The 15,113-nt window shown below is 63.4% G+C and carries 13 protein-coding genes and 1 pseudogene; 8 read left to right on the top strand and 6 right to left on the bottom strand.

Translation table 11 applies throughout. From position 1 onward, the window contains the following. The first annotated feature begins 211 nt into the window (after window positions 1-211). Together nosP and PSH94_RS16010 are read left to right on the top strand one after the other, a co-directional pair. Complete coding sequence (gene nosP / locus PSH94_RS16015) at window positions 212-1,357, top strand: nitric oxide-sensing protein NosP (protein WP_181081786.1); 1,146 nt, start codon at window positions 212-214, stop codon at window positions 1,355-1,357. Further along, window positions 1,299-3,242 carry a NahK/ErcS family hybrid sensor histidine kinase/response regulator gene (locus tag PSH94_RS16010; RefSeq protein WP_305435234.1) on the top strand — a complete coding sequence of 648 codons (1,944 nt, stop codon included), beginning with the start codon at window positions 1,299-1,301 and terminating at the stop codon, window positions 3,240-3,242. Before nosP ends, PSH94_RS16010 begins: the two co-directional genes overlap by 59 nt. 1,307 nt (window positions 3,243-4,549) lie before the next feature. Here the strand turns inward: PSH94_RS16010 and PSH94_RS16005 are convergent. The 6 genes from PSH94_RS16005 to PSH94_RS15980 all read right to left on the bottom strand — a co-directional run bounded on the left by PSH94_RS16005 (window position 4,550) and on the right by PSH94_RS15980 (window position 9,569). Further along, a complete protein-coding gene (locus PSH94_RS16005; protein ID WP_266246020.1) occupies window positions 4,550-5,215 on the bottom strand; it encodes a response regulator transcription factor in 666 nt (221 codons plus the stop codon). A 23-nt stretch (window positions 5,216-5,238) separates the two neighbouring features. After that, complete coding sequence (locus PSH94_RS16000) at window positions 5,239-5,778, bottom strand: PQQ-dependent catabolism-associated CXXCW motif protein (RefSeq protein WP_181081715.1); 540 nt, start codon at window positions 5,776-5,778, stop codon at window positions 5,239-5,241. 107 nt (window positions 5,779-5,885) lie between these two features. Beyond that, complete coding sequence (locus PSH94_RS15995; protein WP_181081716.1) at window positions 5,886-6,677, bottom strand: ABC transporter permease; 792 nt, start codon at window positions 6,675-6,677, stop codon at window positions 5,886-5,888. Then, window positions 6,674-7,414, bottom strand: a complete 741-nt coding sequence (locus tag PSH94_RS15990; RefSeq protein ID WP_305435230.1) for an ABC transporter ATP-binding protein — start codon at window positions 7,412-7,414, stop codon at window positions 6,674-6,676. Before PSH94_RS15990 ends, PSH94_RS15995 begins: the two co-directional genes overlap by 4 nt. Continuing rightward, window positions 7,411-8,370: a YVTN family beta-propeller repeat protein gene (locus PSH94_RS15985; RefSeq protein ID WP_305435229.1), complete on the bottom strand. Its 960-nt coding sequence runs from the start codon at window positions 8,368-8,370 to the stop codon at window positions 7,411-7,413. Before PSH94_RS15985 ends, PSH94_RS15990 begins: the two co-directional genes overlap by 4 nt. Before the next feature lie 26 nt (window positions 8,371-8,396). Continuing rightward, complete coding sequence (locus PSH94_RS15980; protein WP_253508401.1) at window positions 8,397-9,569, bottom strand: ABC transporter substrate-binding protein; 1,173 nt, start codon at window positions 9,567-9,569, stop codon at window positions 8,397-8,399. Between the two features lie 181 nt (window positions 9,570-9,750). Between PSH94_RS15980 and PSH94_RS15975 the strand changes: the two are divergent. The 6 genes and pseudogenes from PSH94_RS15975 to PSH94_RS15950 form a co-directional block, all read left to right on the top strand. Then, window positions 9,751-9,886: pseudogene (locus tag PSH94_RS15975) on the top strand (sensor histidine kinase); the annotation flags it as partial. A gap of 231 nt (window positions 9,887-10,117) precedes the next feature. Continuing rightward, complete coding sequence (pedF, locus tag PSH94_RS15970; RefSeq protein WP_305435227.1) at window positions 10,118-10,579, top strand: cytochrome c-550 PedF; 462 nt, start codon at window positions 10,118-10,120, stop codon at window positions 10,577-10,579. A 3-nt stretch (window positions 10,580-10,582) separates the two neighbouring features. Beyond that, window positions 10,583-11,458 (top strand): ABC transporter substrate-binding protein, encoded by an 876-nt coding sequence (locus tag PSH94_RS15965; RefSeq protein WP_181081721.1) that lies wholly within the window; start codon window positions 10,583-10,585, stop codon window positions 11,456-11,458. A gap of 9 nt (window positions 11,459-11,467) precedes the next feature. Then, window positions 11,468-12,217, top strand: a complete 750-nt coding sequence (locus PSH94_RS15960; RefSeq protein ID WP_305435224.1) for a quinoprotein dehydrogenase-associated SoxYZ-like carrier — start codon at window positions 11,468-11,470, stop codon at window positions 12,215-12,217. Between the two features lie 16 nt (window positions 12,218-12,233). Beyond that, window positions 12,234-13,166: a quinoprotein relay system zinc metallohydrolase 1 gene (locus tag PSH94_RS15955; protein WP_181081723.1), complete on the top strand. Its 933-nt coding sequence runs from the start codon at window positions 12,234-12,236 to the stop codon at window positions 13,164-13,166. A 115-nt stretch (window positions 13,167-13,281) separates the two neighbouring features. Next, entirely contained in the window at window positions 13,282-15,057 is a 1,776-nt protein-coding gene (locus PSH94_RS15950; protein ID WP_305435222.1) for a PQQ-dependent methanol/ethanol family dehydrogenase, read from the top strand. The last annotated feature ends 56 nt before the right edge of the window (window positions 15,058-15,113 follow it).

Genomic DNA, 15,113 nt, shown 5'->3' with positions numbered 1-15,113 from the left:
CGTTCCCACGCTCCGCGTGGGAATGCCGCCCTGGACGCTCCGCGTCCGCTCTTGACGGTCGTGACGCGGAGCGTCACCCGCTGCATTCCCACGCGGAGCGTGGGAACGATCAAGCGCCTTCATCCCATCGCATCCCCCCACCCAGTACCCAAGTAGCATAGGTCTCATCCCCCGCCCTTCGTACACTCATGCCTCAGAGGGGGAGGCAACGATGCATAACAGTGAAGGCGTAGTCAGTGCCATGTCCCAGGCCACCGATGAAGGGCAGGCCGCCGAGGAGTTGGCGCAGCAACTGTTGCATCCGTACCTGGGCTTCGTGCTGTTTTTCTGCTCGGCGTCTTACGACCTGCAGGCCCTGGGCCAAGCGTTGCAAGCGTGCCTGGGCAACGTGCGCGTGGTGGGCTGTACCAGCGCCGGCGAGATCACGCCCCAAGGCTATGGCCGCAATTGCATTACGGCGATGGGCTTTAATCACGCGCATTTTTCTATCGCCACCGAGCTGATCGACCAAGTGGAACACTTCAGCCTGATCGACGCCCAGCACATGGTCGAACGCCTGGTCGGCGGCTGTCGCAGCAATACCCTGGCGCCGATCAAGGGCAATACCTTCGCCCTGACCCTGCTCGATGGCCTCTCCAGCCGTGAAGAAATGGTACTCGCCGCCCTCAGCGCCGCCCTTGGCGATATCCCGCACTTCGGCGGTTCGGCCGGTGACGACAACTTCCTCACCCACACCCACGTGTATTTCAATGGCGCGTTCCACAGCGGCGCGGCGGTGGTGGTGCTGGTCAATACCTGGTTGGATTTCGAAGTGTTCACCACCCACCACATCCTGCCGCGTGCGGAAAAACTGGTGGTGACCGGCGCCGACAGCCCGTCACGACGGGTGTACGAGCTCAATGCCGAACCCGCCGCCGAGGAGTACGCGCGGCACATCGGCGTGGCGGTGGCCGACCTCGACCACCGCGTCTTTGCCGCCCACCCGCTGGCGGTGCGTATCCATGATCAGTACTACGTGCGCGCCATCCAACAGGTGCACGAAGACCTGAGCCTGAGTTTCTACTGCGCCGTGGAAAACGGCATCGTACTGACCGTGATGAAACCCGGCCCGATTCTGCCCAACCTGGAAAGCCTGTTCGACGGCCTGCACTCTCGCCTCGGCGATTTGTTGCTGACTGTCGGCTGCGACTGCTTCCTGCGCCGCCTGGAGCTGGAAGACGCCGGGGGCCTGGAACAGATCGGCAGCTTCCTGCAAGCCAAACGGGTGATGGGGTTCAACACCTACGGAGAACAGTTCAATGGCATGCACATCAACCAGACCTTCACCGGGGTCGCCATTGCCCGAGGCCGGCGCTGAACTGCTCGCCCAGGTGGCCCGACTGCAACAGGACAACCACAAGCTGGCGCGGATCAATGCGGCGCTGATCGAGCGTATCGAGTCCGGCATGGCCCAGGGTAATAACCCGTACACCACCTTTCAGCATTCGGTGGTACTGGCCGAGCAAGTGCGCGAACGCACCGATGCCTTGAACCAGGCAATGGCCGAACTCAAGGCCAGCAACCACTTGCTGATCAACGCAAGGCTGCGCGCCGAGACCCTGCGCGGTGAACAGGCGGCGGCGCAAAAGGCCCAGGAAAGTGAACGCTGGATTCGCCTGATCACCGATAACGTTCCGGCCCTGATCGGCTACTTGAATGCCGACCTGGTCTACGAATTCACCAATAAGGTCTATGAACAATGGTACTGCTGGCCGCGCGGCATGATGCTCGGCCTGAGCCTGCGCGAAGTCCACAGCGAGCAGCATTGCCAGCGCCTGGACGCCTATGTCGCCCGCGCCCTGGCCGGGGAGAGCGTGACCTTCGAGTTCGCCGAGACCAACATCAATAACCAGGAGCGCTACATGCTGCGCTCCTATGTGCCGAATATGCTGGCCAGTGGCGAAGTGGTAGGGATCTTTGTGTTGATCCGCGACATCACCGAACGCCGCCGCACCGCCGAAGCGTTGCACCAGGCCTATCAGCACCTGGAGCAACGCGTGGCCCAGCGCACCTCGGAACTCACTGCGCTCAACGGCCAGTTGCTCAAGGAAATCGATGAGCGCCGGCGCATGGAAACCCGCCTGCGCGAGGCCAAGCTGGAGGCGGAACAGGCCAACCTGTCGAAAACCAAATTCCTCGCGGCCGTCAGCCACGACCTGCTGCAACCGCTGAACGCCGCGCGTCTGTTCACCAGCGCTTTGCTGGAGCGCCCGAGCGAAAAGCTGGTGCGCAACGTGAGCAATTCCCTGGAAGACGTGGAAAACCTGTTGGGCACCCTGGTGGATATTTCCAAGCTGGATGCCGGGGTGATCAAGGCCGATATCGCGCCGTTCGCCTTGAGCGAACTGCTCGATAACCTGGCCGTCGAATACACCCAACTGGCCCGCAGCGAAGGCTTGGAGCTGCGCTTCATCGGTTGTTCGGCACTGGTGCGCAGCGACATCCAACTGCTGGCGCGGATTCTGCGCAACCTGCTGAGCAATGCGATTCGCTACACCTACAGCGGTCGCGTGGTGCTGGGCTGTCGTCGCCAGCATCAGCGCCTGTCGATCCAGGTGTGGGACAGCGGCATGGGCATCGCCGAGGAGCGCCTGGAGGAGATATTCCAGGAGTTCAAACGCGGCGATGTGCAGCGCCGCGATCAGGATCGCGGGCTGGGGTTGGGCCTGGCGATCGTGGAGAAAATCGCCGGCATTCTTGGCCATCGCATCAGCGTCAAATCCGTACCCGGCAAGGGCTCGATGTTTGCCGTGGAAGTGCCCTTGAGCGCCACCGCCCCAAAAAACCTGCCTGCGCCCAGCATGAGCGAACCGATGCTGGAGCGTTTACAGGGCGCGCGGGTGTGGGTGCTGGATAACGACGCGGCGATCTGCGCGGGTATGCGCACGTTACTCGAAGGGTGGGGCTGCGAGGTGATCACCGCCTTATCGGAGCAGGACCTGGCTGGCCAGGTGGACAATTACCACGCCGAGGCCGACCTGCTGATCGCCGATTACCACCTGGATAACGACCAGAACGGCGTCGACGCCGTGGCCCACATCAACGCCCGCCGCAGCCGCCCGATACCGGCGCTGATGATCACCGCCAACTACAGCAACGAGCTGAAACTGCAGATCCGTGAGTTGGGGCATACCTTGATGCACAAGCCGGTACGCCCAATGAAACTCAAGGCCGCCATCAGCCACCTGCTCGGTCGGCCCTGACAACTGATCGTTCCCACGCTCTGCGTGGGAATGCCGCACTGGACGCTCTGCGTCCCCGCTCTTAACGGGCGTGACGCGGAGCGTCACAGGATGCATTCCCACGCGGAGCGTGGGAACGATCATCCATACCTTGATGCACAAGCCGGTACGCCGAATGAAACTCAAGACCGCCATGAGCCACCTGCTCGGTCGGCCCTGACAACTGATCGTTCCCACGCTCTGCGTGGGAATGCCGCACTGGACGCTCTGCGTCCGCTTTTAACGGGCGTGACGCGGAGCGTCACAGGATGCATTCCCACACGGAGCGTGGGAACGATCATCCATACCTTGATGCACAAGCCGGTACGCCGAATGAAACTCAAGACCGCCATGAGCCACCTGCTTGGTCGGCCCTGACAACTGATCGTTCCCACGCTCTGCGTGGGAATGCCGCACTGGACGCTCTGCGTCGGCTTTTAACGGGCGTGACGCGGAGCGTCACAGGATGCATTCCCACGCGGAGCGTGGGAACGATCATCCATACCTTGATGCACAAGCCGGTACGCCGAATGAAACTCAAGGCCGCCATCAGCCACCTGCTCGGTCGGCCCTGACAACTGATCGTTCCCACGCTCTGCGTGGGAATGCCGCACTGGACGCTCTGCGTCCGCTTTTAATGGGCGTAACGCGGAGCGTCACAGGGTGCATTCCCACGCGGAGCGTGGGAACGATCATCCATACCTTGATGCACAAGCCGGTACGCCGAATGAAACTCAAGACCGCCATGAGCCACCTGCTCGGTCGGCCCTGACAACTGATCGTTCTCACGCTCTGCGTGGGAATGCCGCACTGGACGCTCTGCGTCCGCTCTTAACGGGCGTGACGCGGAGCGTCACAGGATGCATTCCCACGCGGAGCGTGGGAACGATCATCCATACCTTGATGCACAAGCCGGTACGCCGAATGAAACTCAAGACCGCCATGAGCCACCTGCTCGGTCGGCCCTGACAACTGATCGTTCCCACGCTCTGCGTGGGAATGCCGCACTGGACGCTCTGCGTCGGCTTTTAACGGGCGTGACGCGGAGCGTCACAGGATGCATTCCCACGCGGAGCGTGGGAACGATCATCCATACCTTGATGCACAAGCCGGTACGCCGAATGAAACTCAAGACCGCCATGAGCCACCTGCTTGGTCGGCCCTGACAACTGATCGTTCCCACGCTCTGCGTGGGAATGCCGCACTGGACGCTCTGCGTCCGCTCTTAACGGGCGTGACGCGGAGCGTGGGAACGATCAGCACATTTGATTTGTGTTGTGCCAGACGGGTCAGCGGCGCAGGTATGAGCCGAAATCGATATCCCCGGCACTGAGGATCGCCTGCACCCGGTTATGCACGTTCAACTTACGCAGGATCGCCGACACGTGGGCCTTCACTGTGGTCTCGGCGATTTCCAGGGTGTAGGCGATCTGTTTGTTCGACTCGCCCTTGGTCATGCGTTCCAGCACCAGCAATTGCTTGCGCGTCAGGGCTTGAAGCAGTTCGGGGGCGAAGCCGGGGTTTTCGTTGAGGCGGCGCTGGCCCCCAGGTTTCTGGGTGCGGATGATGTCCGGCGGCAGGTACACGTTGCCGTTGAGAATCTGCTGGATCGCCTCGGTCATTTGCAGGCGCGGCGAGGACTTGGTGATAAACCCCACCGCGCCATAGGTGATGGCTTGCAGCACAATCTGCTTGTCCTGCTCGGCGGAAACGATCACCACCGGGATGGTCGGCGACTCATTGCGCAGGTTGATCAGGCCGTTGAGCCCGTGCATGCCCGGCATATTCAGGTCGAGCAGGATCAGGTCGAGGTCGTCGTGTTCCTGGGTCAGGGCGAGGGCGCTGTGCAGGTCGGCGGTTTCCATCACTTCGCTGCCGGGGAAGCCGTCGCTGATGACGTTATGGATCGCCTCGCGAAACAGCGGGTGATCGTCGGCAATCAGGATTTTGTACATGGCCGTTCACCTTCTTGTTGTGGTTATTGAAAAGGCTCGGGTGTCGCAGCCGTCACTGGCAGGTTTGCCGCTTCCCATGCATCCAAGCCGTCGCGGTACCAATACACAGAGGTATAGCCCAGGTTGGCGGCACGTTTTACCGCGTTCCAACTCAGCCAGCAATCGGAGCGGCAGTAGAACACCAGCGGGCGCGACAGGTCGCCGCCGGTGTACTTGTACAGGTGCCGCGCGAAGTAACCTTGCCACTCCGGCGTCAGGTCGCCGTCGCCGGTATTGGCCAGCCAATAGCTGCCGGGCAGGTTGGCGTGGGGCTGGTCTTGGATGAAACGACCTTGCAGCCATTGGCGACGGTAAACGTCGATCAGCACCGGTGCGGGCACCTGGCCGAGCAAGGCTTGCAGGGCCGGGGTGTCGACGATGGTCGCCCCCGGCACATGGTCGGGGGTAGGGCTGCGGTACAGGCTGATGCGATAGCCGTCGGTGGAAAACAGCGGCGTGTCGGCCTGGACCTGGGCGGTGAGCAGGCACAGCAACGCCAGCAGGGGCAGTCGGGCGGGCAGCATGGCAGGGCGATCCTTATCGTTATGCGCCCATTACACGTGAGTCCCGCGCCCTTGGGAATGCGACGATAGACAGCAAAACCAGTACCAAAGTAGTAGTTTTTGCGCCCTCAGCCAGGTTTGCGCAAGGCCGCGTGCTGCGGGTTGAAGGTCAGCACCGCCAGCAGGGTGAACAACCCGGTCAGGCCCAGGCAGATCACCAGGGCCAGGCCGGCCAGTCGTTCATACAGGGCAAAGCGCACCAGCTCCACCGCGTGGGTGAACGGGTTGACCGCGCACAACCAGTACAACCACTGGCTGGCATCGCGCATCTTCCACAGCGGGTACAGCGCCGATGACAGGAAAAACAGCGGGAAAATCACGAAATTCATCACCCCGGCGAAATTCTCCAACTGACGAATCGCGTTGGACAGCAACAGCCCCAACGCACTGAGCATCAACGCCACCAGCAGCAACGCGGGCAAGGCGAGCAACAGACCCATGGCCGGCGGCTGCACGCCGTAGACCCAGGCAATGGCCAGGAACCCGTACACCTGCAACAGCGAAATCAACGCCGTGGCCAGCAATTTGCTGCACAGCAAAAACGTGCGCGGCAGCGGGCTTGTCAGCAGCACGCGCATGCTGCCCATCTCACGGTCGTAGACCATCGCCAGCGAGCCCTGCATGCCGTTGAACAGCAGGATCATGCAGGCCAGCCCCGGAATGATGTACACCTCATAGGGGATGTAGGTGTCGTAGGGCTCGATTACCGAGATGCCCAACGCGGCGCGAAACCCGGCGGCGAACACCACCAGCCACAACAGCGGCCGCACCAGGGCGCTGAGAAACCGTGTGCGCTGCAACACAAAGCGCAGCCATTCGCGCAGCACGATGCCACGCAGGCACTGCCAATACGCGTTCATGCCGGCGCTCCCGTTGCGGTGGGGCGGGTCAGGCCCGCGAACAGGCGGCCCAGGTCGCCGTCGTGGTCCTGCACCAGCGTGTCGACTTGCCCGCTGGCCACCAACCGGCCCTGATGCAGGATCATCAGCGCGTCATCGGTGTGCACTTCATCGAGCAGGTGCGTGGTCCACAGCACGCTCAGATTGTGCTCCCGGCACAGCCGGCGCACATGCTGGTTCAGCCCCAGGCGGCTGGCCGGGTCAAGGCCCACGCTGGCCTCGTCCAGCAACAGCAGGCGCGGTTCATGCAGCAGGGCGCGGGCGATTTCCACGCGGCGCCGGTGCCCGCCGTTCAGGGCGCGGACCTTTTCGCGCCGCCGTTCGCCGAGCCCCTGGCGCGCCAGCTCGGCCTCGACGCGCAGGTCGGTTTGCCGGCGTGACAAGCCATGCAGGGCGGCGTGATAGCGCAGGTTCTGTTCCACGTTCAGGTCCAGGTCCAGGGTGCTTTGCTGGAACACCACCCCCAGTCGAGTGAGGGCCGCCCGCGGTGCGTCGCGCAGGGAGTGGCCGCCGACGTGGATCTCGCCGCGTTGCAGGTCATACAGCCGCGTCAACAGCGCGATCAGGGTGGATTTGCCGGCACCGTTGGGCCCCAGCAATGCGCTAAAGCGCCCCGGCGCCAGGCTGAAACTCACCTCGCACAACGCCTGTCGAGCGCCATAGGCAAAGTGCAGGTCGCGCACCTCAAGAGCGTTCATGGTGTGACCACCACGCCCCACGGATAGCGCCCCACCTTCACCGACTTGATCACCTTCAGGCTGTCCACATCGATCACCGACACATCGCCGCTGACGCCGTTGGTGGCCAGCAGTTGCTTCTGATCCGGGGTGAATGCCAGCTGCCATACGCGGCGGCCCACCAGCAGGTAATCGAGCACCTCGAAGGTCTTGGCGTCGACTACCGCCACATGGTTGGCCGGGCCGAGCGCGACAAACCCGTATTTGCCATCGGCGCTGAGTTTGATACCGACCGGCTGCACCTTATCCGGGTGCACGCCCTTGATGGCGAATGTCAGGGTCTTGAGCACCTTGCGGCTGGTCACATCGAGAATGGTCACGGTGCCGCCGATTTCCGCCGAGGCCCACAGCTGCGAGCCATCATGGTTGAACTCGACGAAGCGCGGGCGTTGATCCACCAGGGTGCTGTCGGCCAGGGTCTGGGTGCTGGTGTCGATCCAGTGCAGCATGTTGGTGGTTTCGCTGGTATTGACCGCCCACTTGCCGTCCGGGCTCACGGCCATACCCTCGGGTTCCACGCCGACGCTGATCTGGCCGAGCACCTTGGCGGTCTCTGTGTCGATCACGGTGACCAGCGCATCGTCTTCGTTGGACACATACAACCAGCGGTTATTGGGGTGCAGGGCAAACTGCTCGGGGTCTTTGCCGGAAGGCAGCTCCTTGACGATTCTGCGCGTGGCCACGTCCATCACCTGCACACGGTCCGAGTCGCTGGCGCAGATGTACAGCAGCTTATTGTCATGGGACAACAGCAGGCCCCGTGGGCGCTGGCCGACCTTGAGGGTGTCGGTGACTTGCAGTGTCTGCATGTCGATCAGGCTCAGGCTGTTGTCTTTCTCGTTGGAGACCCAGGCGGTGCTGGCCATGGCATGCCCGGCGGCAAGCAGCAGGGCGCATGAGAGCAGGGTGCGGCGCATGGCGAGTTCCTTATTATTGTGAGCGATCAGGGAAAACGGCAGGTCACCTCGGGTTGGTCATAACCCAGGCTGTCCATTTCATTGGTGGGGTGCAGGAAACCGTCCTGGGGCGACGTGCTGACCAGCGCGCGCGGCTGCACGATGGGAATCGGTTGGCGCAGTTGGCCGTTCCAGGCGCGGTAGCTGAGCTTGCGGCCCTTGAAACCATCCAGGGGCAACTGTTCGCTCAGCTCCAGTTGACGAATCGCCTGAGGGTCGACCTGGCGCAGTTTGTTGACCGCGCTGGCAACGCTGCGCACGGCCATCCAGGCGGCGAAATCGCGGTCGTTCATCCAGCGTCCGGCCAGGGCTTCGAAGCGCTTTTGCAATTGGGCGGCGCCGTAGGTTTCCACGGTCTTGTGCCAGCCGGTGGGTGTAAGGCCCTGGGTGCCGGCGACGGGGCGCGGGTACCAGGTTTGATAGGGGACATACTCGCCGAAGTCACCGCGTTCGTCGGCCACCAGCACCACGTCGTAGTCGGCGGTCTGGGTAAACAGCGGCATATCGGCCTGGGCGCTGCGGCGTTGGTCGTTATCGAAACGCCAGGCTTTTTCCGCGACCAACTGCACGCCGAAGCGTTTGGCGGCACGGCGCAGGGCGGCGGCGTAGGCCTGATCGTCTTCGGTGGGGCCGACAATCAGCAACGCCTTCTGCCATTTGCGCAGCACCAGAAACTGCGCCAACGCATCGGCGAGCATCGCGCGGCTGGGCAGGGTATGCAGCACATTGGCCAAACAGTCGGTGCTGCGCAGGCGGTCGTCCGGGCTCCCGGCGTTAAACAGCAGGCTGTCGGGCAGGGCGGCACTGAGTTGACGCAGACTGGCGGCCGGGGCATTCACCACGAACAGGCGCAGGCCCTGAGCGTGCTGGGCTTGGGCCGCAGTGAGCAGCGCTTCGGGGCTGTCCACGCTGGCGCTGGTCAAGCTGTAGCGCTGGTTGAGAAACGCGCCGGTGCTGTTGCTGTCGATGATCGCCAGCTCGGCGCCGCGCTGCCCGGCATCGGCGGGTTCGGGAATCACATTCGACAGCAGCGGCCCTGGGTCGGGTCGATAGCCCAGGTAGCCGATCTGCACCTGCAAGGGCGCTTCAGCGGCCTGGCCGTGGCTAGCCCAGGCCATTGTCAGCAGGCAGATCACGGCATAAGGGGCGAGCTGGCGCATAAGGCACTCCATGACAGGTAGCGCCAGCATAGGAAGCCTTAGGGTTGCTGCAAATATGCAGAAAGTAGCGCTGGGGCAGTACCAAGGTAGTAGCGGCGGCGAGCGACGGTCTTAGCATGGACCACCTGGCCTCATTCACAGGAGTGACACGAGCATGCGCGTCTTCACCGCCTGGCCTGGGCTGTCGGCCCTGTGGCGCATCAACCTGTGGGTGTGCGGCTTCTTCATTGGTGACCGGCGCGTGTATGGCACTGCTGCTGCACCAAGCCTTGGTGGACGTGGAGCGCGAATTGCAATCGGCCGCGGCGGTGGTGGCCTGACTGGGCGACACCGCCGAGCGCGACCCCGCCAGCCTGCACTGTAAAGTCCCGCCGTGGCCGGGAAGATTTCCCGAGGCGCCGCTGTTTTAGGCCTGCCCCACAAGCCCTACTACCAAGGGAGGAGAGCGCGCCCACCAAAGCAGCATACGGCCCATGCGCCGGGGTTTCTAAGATGGTTGCCATAGCCTCTGCAATGAGGTTTTGCGTGCAATCCTGAGGGCAAAAATAATGACAACAAAACACAACGCCTTGCTCGTGGCCGGGCTGCTGACCGGTGTGATCGCTGCCGGCTCCGCCTGGGCCCATGGCAACGTGGTCCCGCAAGCGGTGGAAACCAAGGGCCTGACCTCGATCAAGGACGCCGGCGTAGCGGTCAACGAAGACGGCTGGGCGGCGGTCAATCCGTACCGCACCTCGCCTGAACACGACCGCGCCGTGGAAATCGGTGCGTCGGCCTATAACCAGAACTGCGCCGCCTGCCACGGCCTGGAGGCCAAGTCCGGCGGGATCGCCCCCGACCTGCGCATGCTCGATGTGGGCGAAGCCGGTGATGAGTGGTTCGTCGAGCGCGTGCGCCATGGCGCCGTGCGCGACGGCCGCGTGTACATGCCGAAAATGGCCGATTACTTGAGCCAGGAAGCCTTGTGGGCGGTGCGCACCTACCTGGACAGCGTGCACGTCGAGGAGTAAGCCATGCGCCTGTTCGCTTATGTGCTTGGCCTGGCCCTGCTGTGCTGCCAGCCGGCACAGGCGCAGGTGCGCAGCTATGACCAGATGATCGCCGCCGGCGAAATCAACGTGGCGGTGTACCAGGACTTTGCCCCCTACAGTTTCCAGGACGGTGGAACCCCGCGCGGGGTCGACGTGGAGCTGGCCCAGGCCCTGGCCAAGGCGCTGGGGGTGCAGCTCAAGTTGATCTGGGTGCCGGCCGGGGAGAAGCTCGACGACGACCTGCGCGACTACATCTGGCGCGGCAGCCCGTTGCACAACCAGCAACTGGCCGACCTTATGATGCGTGCCCCCTACGATCACGATTACGCGCAAAAGCGCAACGATCAGGGCGAGCTGGAAAATGCCCATGTGGTGATGTTCGGGCCGTACCAGAATGAACAATGGCAGGTGGCTTATGACCGGCGGCGCCTGGCCAGCTTCGCCAGCGTGGCGGTGTTCGAACGGCACCCGATCGGCGTCGAGGTCGACAGCGTACCGTCGTTCTACCTCACCTCGGTGTTCAACGGCATGCTCGCCGCCAGGACCCATCACTACCCCGACGTGCCCCAGGCCTTTGCGGCGATGAAGGCCGGTGAGGTCGACGCCGTGATGGCGATGCGCGGCGAAGTTGACTGGCAGGTGCACGAGGCCCATGACCCGCAATTGGCCCTGGCTGAAAACGCCTACCCGAACCTGGGCAAGCAACGCTGGGAGATCGGCATGGCGGTGCACGAGAGCAATCGCCAGTTGGCCTATGCGGTGGAAGAAGCGCTGGAAAGCCTGATCCGTGACGGCGTGGTGCACGCCATCTATGCCCATTACGGCCTGCGCTACGAAGTGCCCGAGATGTATCAATAGGAGCAGGCGATGAACTGGCGACTGAGCTGCATCCTGGCTTGCTGGCTGCCGCTGGCGGCCCACGCCGTGGAGGTCGACCCGGTGCCGTCGGTGATGTGGGACTTCTATCACAAGCAGTTCGTGGCGCAGGCACCGTTCGTGTTCGACGACCGAGTCAAGCTGCTGGCGCCGCCATTCGCCGAAGATGCGCGCCAGGTGCCGCTGGAAATCGATGCGCGCGCCTTCAGCGGTCATGTGGTGAAAATCCTCGCCTGGGCCGAGCTCAACCCATTGCCGAAAATCGTCGACTTCCAACCCAGGGCCGGCGTGCTGCCGTGGTTGTCGCTGCGCATTCGTGTCGAACAGGCCACGCCGTTGCGCGCCGCAGTGCTTACCGACGACGGCCTGTGGCATGTGGGCTCGACTCTGATTGACGCGGCCGGTGGCGGCTGCACCGCGCCCAGCGTGGTACGCACCCAGCCGGGTTGGGAAGAGCACATCGGCGAGGTGCTCGGCGGGCGCTACCCCCGTGGCGAATTCAGCCGCGTGCGCGTGCAGGTGGCGCACCCGATGGACAACGGCATGGTCAGCGGTATCCCCGAATTTTTTATCAATCATGCGCAACTGCGTGGTCAGGACGATCAGGTGCTGGCCGAGCTGGAGTTGTTCCCGGCGGTCAGTGAGAACCCCAACCTGGCCTTCGATATCGACGCGCCGGGACCCACTCGCCTGGTGCTACGCGACAACAGCGGCAATGAGTTCGACGCGGCCATCCCCTGACCAGAAGGAGCGCGGCATGCGCTGGATTTTCCTGTTATGCCTGGGCCTGAGCCTGCCGGCCCTGGCGGACCTGGACTACGCCCTCAAGCCCCGGCTGATCGCCGAAGACACCTGGCTGCTTGAAGGCAGCACCGACAACTTCGCCAAAGCCAATGGCGGCAATATCGTCAACACTGCCTTTATCGTCACCGAGGCCGGCGTGGTGGTGATCGACACCGGGCCGTCGCGGCGCTACGGCGAAGCCCTGCGTCAGGCCATCGCCCAGGTCACCTCCAAGCCGGTAATCCAGGTGCTGATCACGCATCATCACCCCGACCACGCCCTGGGTAACCAGGCGTTCAAGGACGTGCCCATCGGTGCCCTGGCCGACACCGCGCGACTGCTGCAGGAGCAGGGCGACAGCATGGCCGAGAACCTCTACCGCATGGTCGGCGACTGGATGCGCGGCACCGAGGTGGTGCTGCCGACCCAGGTGCTGCAACCCGGTGTATTGAGCGTGGGCCAGCATGACCTGCGTTTGCTTGCGCTGGCCGGGCATACCGGCGCCGATCTGGCCATTCTCGACCAGCGTACCGGCGTGCTGTTTGCCGGTGACCTGGTGTTCTACCAGCGCGCCCTCACCACGCCGCACAGCCCAGGGCTGGCGGTGTGGCTGGCCGACCTCGACACCCTGCAAGCCTTGCCCTGGCGCCTGATCGTGCCCGGCCACGGTCCGGTGGCCGACGATGCACAGCCCTTCGCACAGATGCGCGACTACCTCACCTGGCTCGACCAACTCTTGCGCGACGGCGCGGCTCAGGGCAGCGCCATGGCCGAGATGATCCGCAGCCCAATCCCTGAGCGTTTCGCCGCGATCAGCCTGAGCCGCTACGAACTGATCCGCAGCGTCAGCCACCTGTACCCGCGCTACGAACGCGCGCAGATGCAACGGGTCGATACCCGCTACTAAGGAACTAGCAATCTCGATACTGCGGTCAATTGTGACAACTGCCCCTGCGCCCAAGAATCGGCACCAGACCGGGAAAATTTCCCGGGTATAACAAAAAACCGCAGAGGTAGCCGTCATGACCCAACCCGCCCGCCGCCAACCCTTCGCCTTGAGTGTGTTGCTCGGTGCCATCCTGTTATCCGGCCAGGCCATGGCCGCCGTGAGCGATCAGGACATTCTCCAGGACCCGAAAACCCCCGGGCAGATCGTCACCAACGGTCTGGGTGTGCAAGGCCAGCGCTACAGTCCGTTGGACACTCTGAATGTGGACAACGTCAAGGACCTGCGCCCGGTCTGGGCATTCTCCTTTGGCGGCGAGAAACAGCGTGGGCAGCAGGCGCAGCCGATGGTCAAGGACGGGGTGATGTACCTCACCGGCTCCTATTCGCGGGTGTTCGCGGTGGACGCGCGCACCGGCAAGAAACTCTGGCAGTACGATGCGCGTCTGCCGGATGATATCCGCCCCTGCTGCGACGTGATCAACCGAGGGGTGGCGCTGTACGGCGACCTGGTGTTCTTCGGCACCCTGGACGCCAAACTGGTGGCCTTGAACAAAGACACCGGCAAGGTGGTGTGGAGCAAACGCGTGGCCGACCACAAGGAAGGCTATTCCATCAGCGCCGCGCCGCTGGTGGTCAACGGCAAGCTGATCACCGGCGTGGCCGGCGGCGAATTCGGCGTGGTGGGCAAGATCGAAGCCTACGATCCGAAAAACGGTGACCTGCTGTGGACCCGGCCGACTGTCGAAGGCCACATGGGCTATGTGTACAAGGACGGCAAGGCCGTGGAAAACGGTATCTCCGGCGGCGAAGCGGGCAAGACCTGGCCGGGCGATCTGTGGAAGACCGGCGGCGCGGCGCCGTGGCTGGGCGGCTACTACGACCCGGAAACCAACCTGCTGTTGTTCGGCACCGGTAACCCGGCGCCATGGAACTCGCACCTGCGCCCTGGCGACAACCTCTATTCCTCGTCGCGCCTGGCGCTGAACCCGGACGACGGCAGCATCAAATGGCACTTCCAAAGCACGCCCCACGACGGCTGGGACTATGACGGCGTCAACGAGCTGATCTCCTTCAACTACACCGAAGGCGGCAAAGAAATCAAAGCAGCGGCCACGGCGGACCGCAACGGTTTCTTCTATGTGCTGGACCGCACCAACGGCAAGTTCATCCGCGGTTTCCCGTTTGTCGACAAGATCACCTGGGCCACCGGCCTGGATAAGAACGGCCGGCCGATCTACAACGAAGCCAGCCGCCCCGGCGCTCCGGGCAGCGAAGCCAAGGGCACGTCGGTGTTCGTTGCGCCGGCCTTCCTCGGCGCGAAAAACTGGATGCCGATGGCCTACAACCGCGACACCGGCCTGTTCTATGTGCCGTCCAACGAGTGGGGCATGGACATGTGGAACGAAGGCATCGCCTACAAAAAAGGCGCGGCGTTCCTCGGCGCCGGGTTCACCATCAAACCGTTGAACGAAGACTACATCGGCGTGCTGCGCGCCATTGATCCGGTGAGCGGCAAGGAAGTCTGGCGGCATAAAAACTTCGCGCCGCTGTGGGGGGGCGTGCTCACGACCAAGGGCAACCTGGTGTTCACCGGCACGCCGGAAGGTTTCCTGCAGGCCTTCAACGCCAAGACCGGCGAGAAAGTCTGGGAATTCCAGACCGGCTCCGGCGTGCTCGGCTCGCCGATTACCTGGGACATGGACGGCGAGCAGTATGTCTCGGTGGTCTCCGGGTGGGGCGGCGCGGTGCCGCTGTGGGGCGGTGAAGTGGCCAAGCGCATCAAGGACTTCAACCAGGGCGGCATGCTCTGGACCTTCAAGTTGCCCAAAGACCTGGTGGCCAAGCACTAGGTCTACGACCAAATGAGCAACGCCCCCCTGCCAACGGCGCATTCGCCCGGCCGTGG

Origin of the sequence: Pseudomonas sp. FP2254 (genome assembly GCF_030687695.1) — a bacterium.
Lineage (GTDB): Bacteria > Pseudomonadota > Gammaproteobacteria > Pseudomonadales > Pseudomonadaceae > Aquipseudomonas > Aquipseudomonas quebecensis.
Note: the sequence above shows the minus strand (reverse complement) of the source record. Positions and strands in the feature narration are given on the sequence as shown.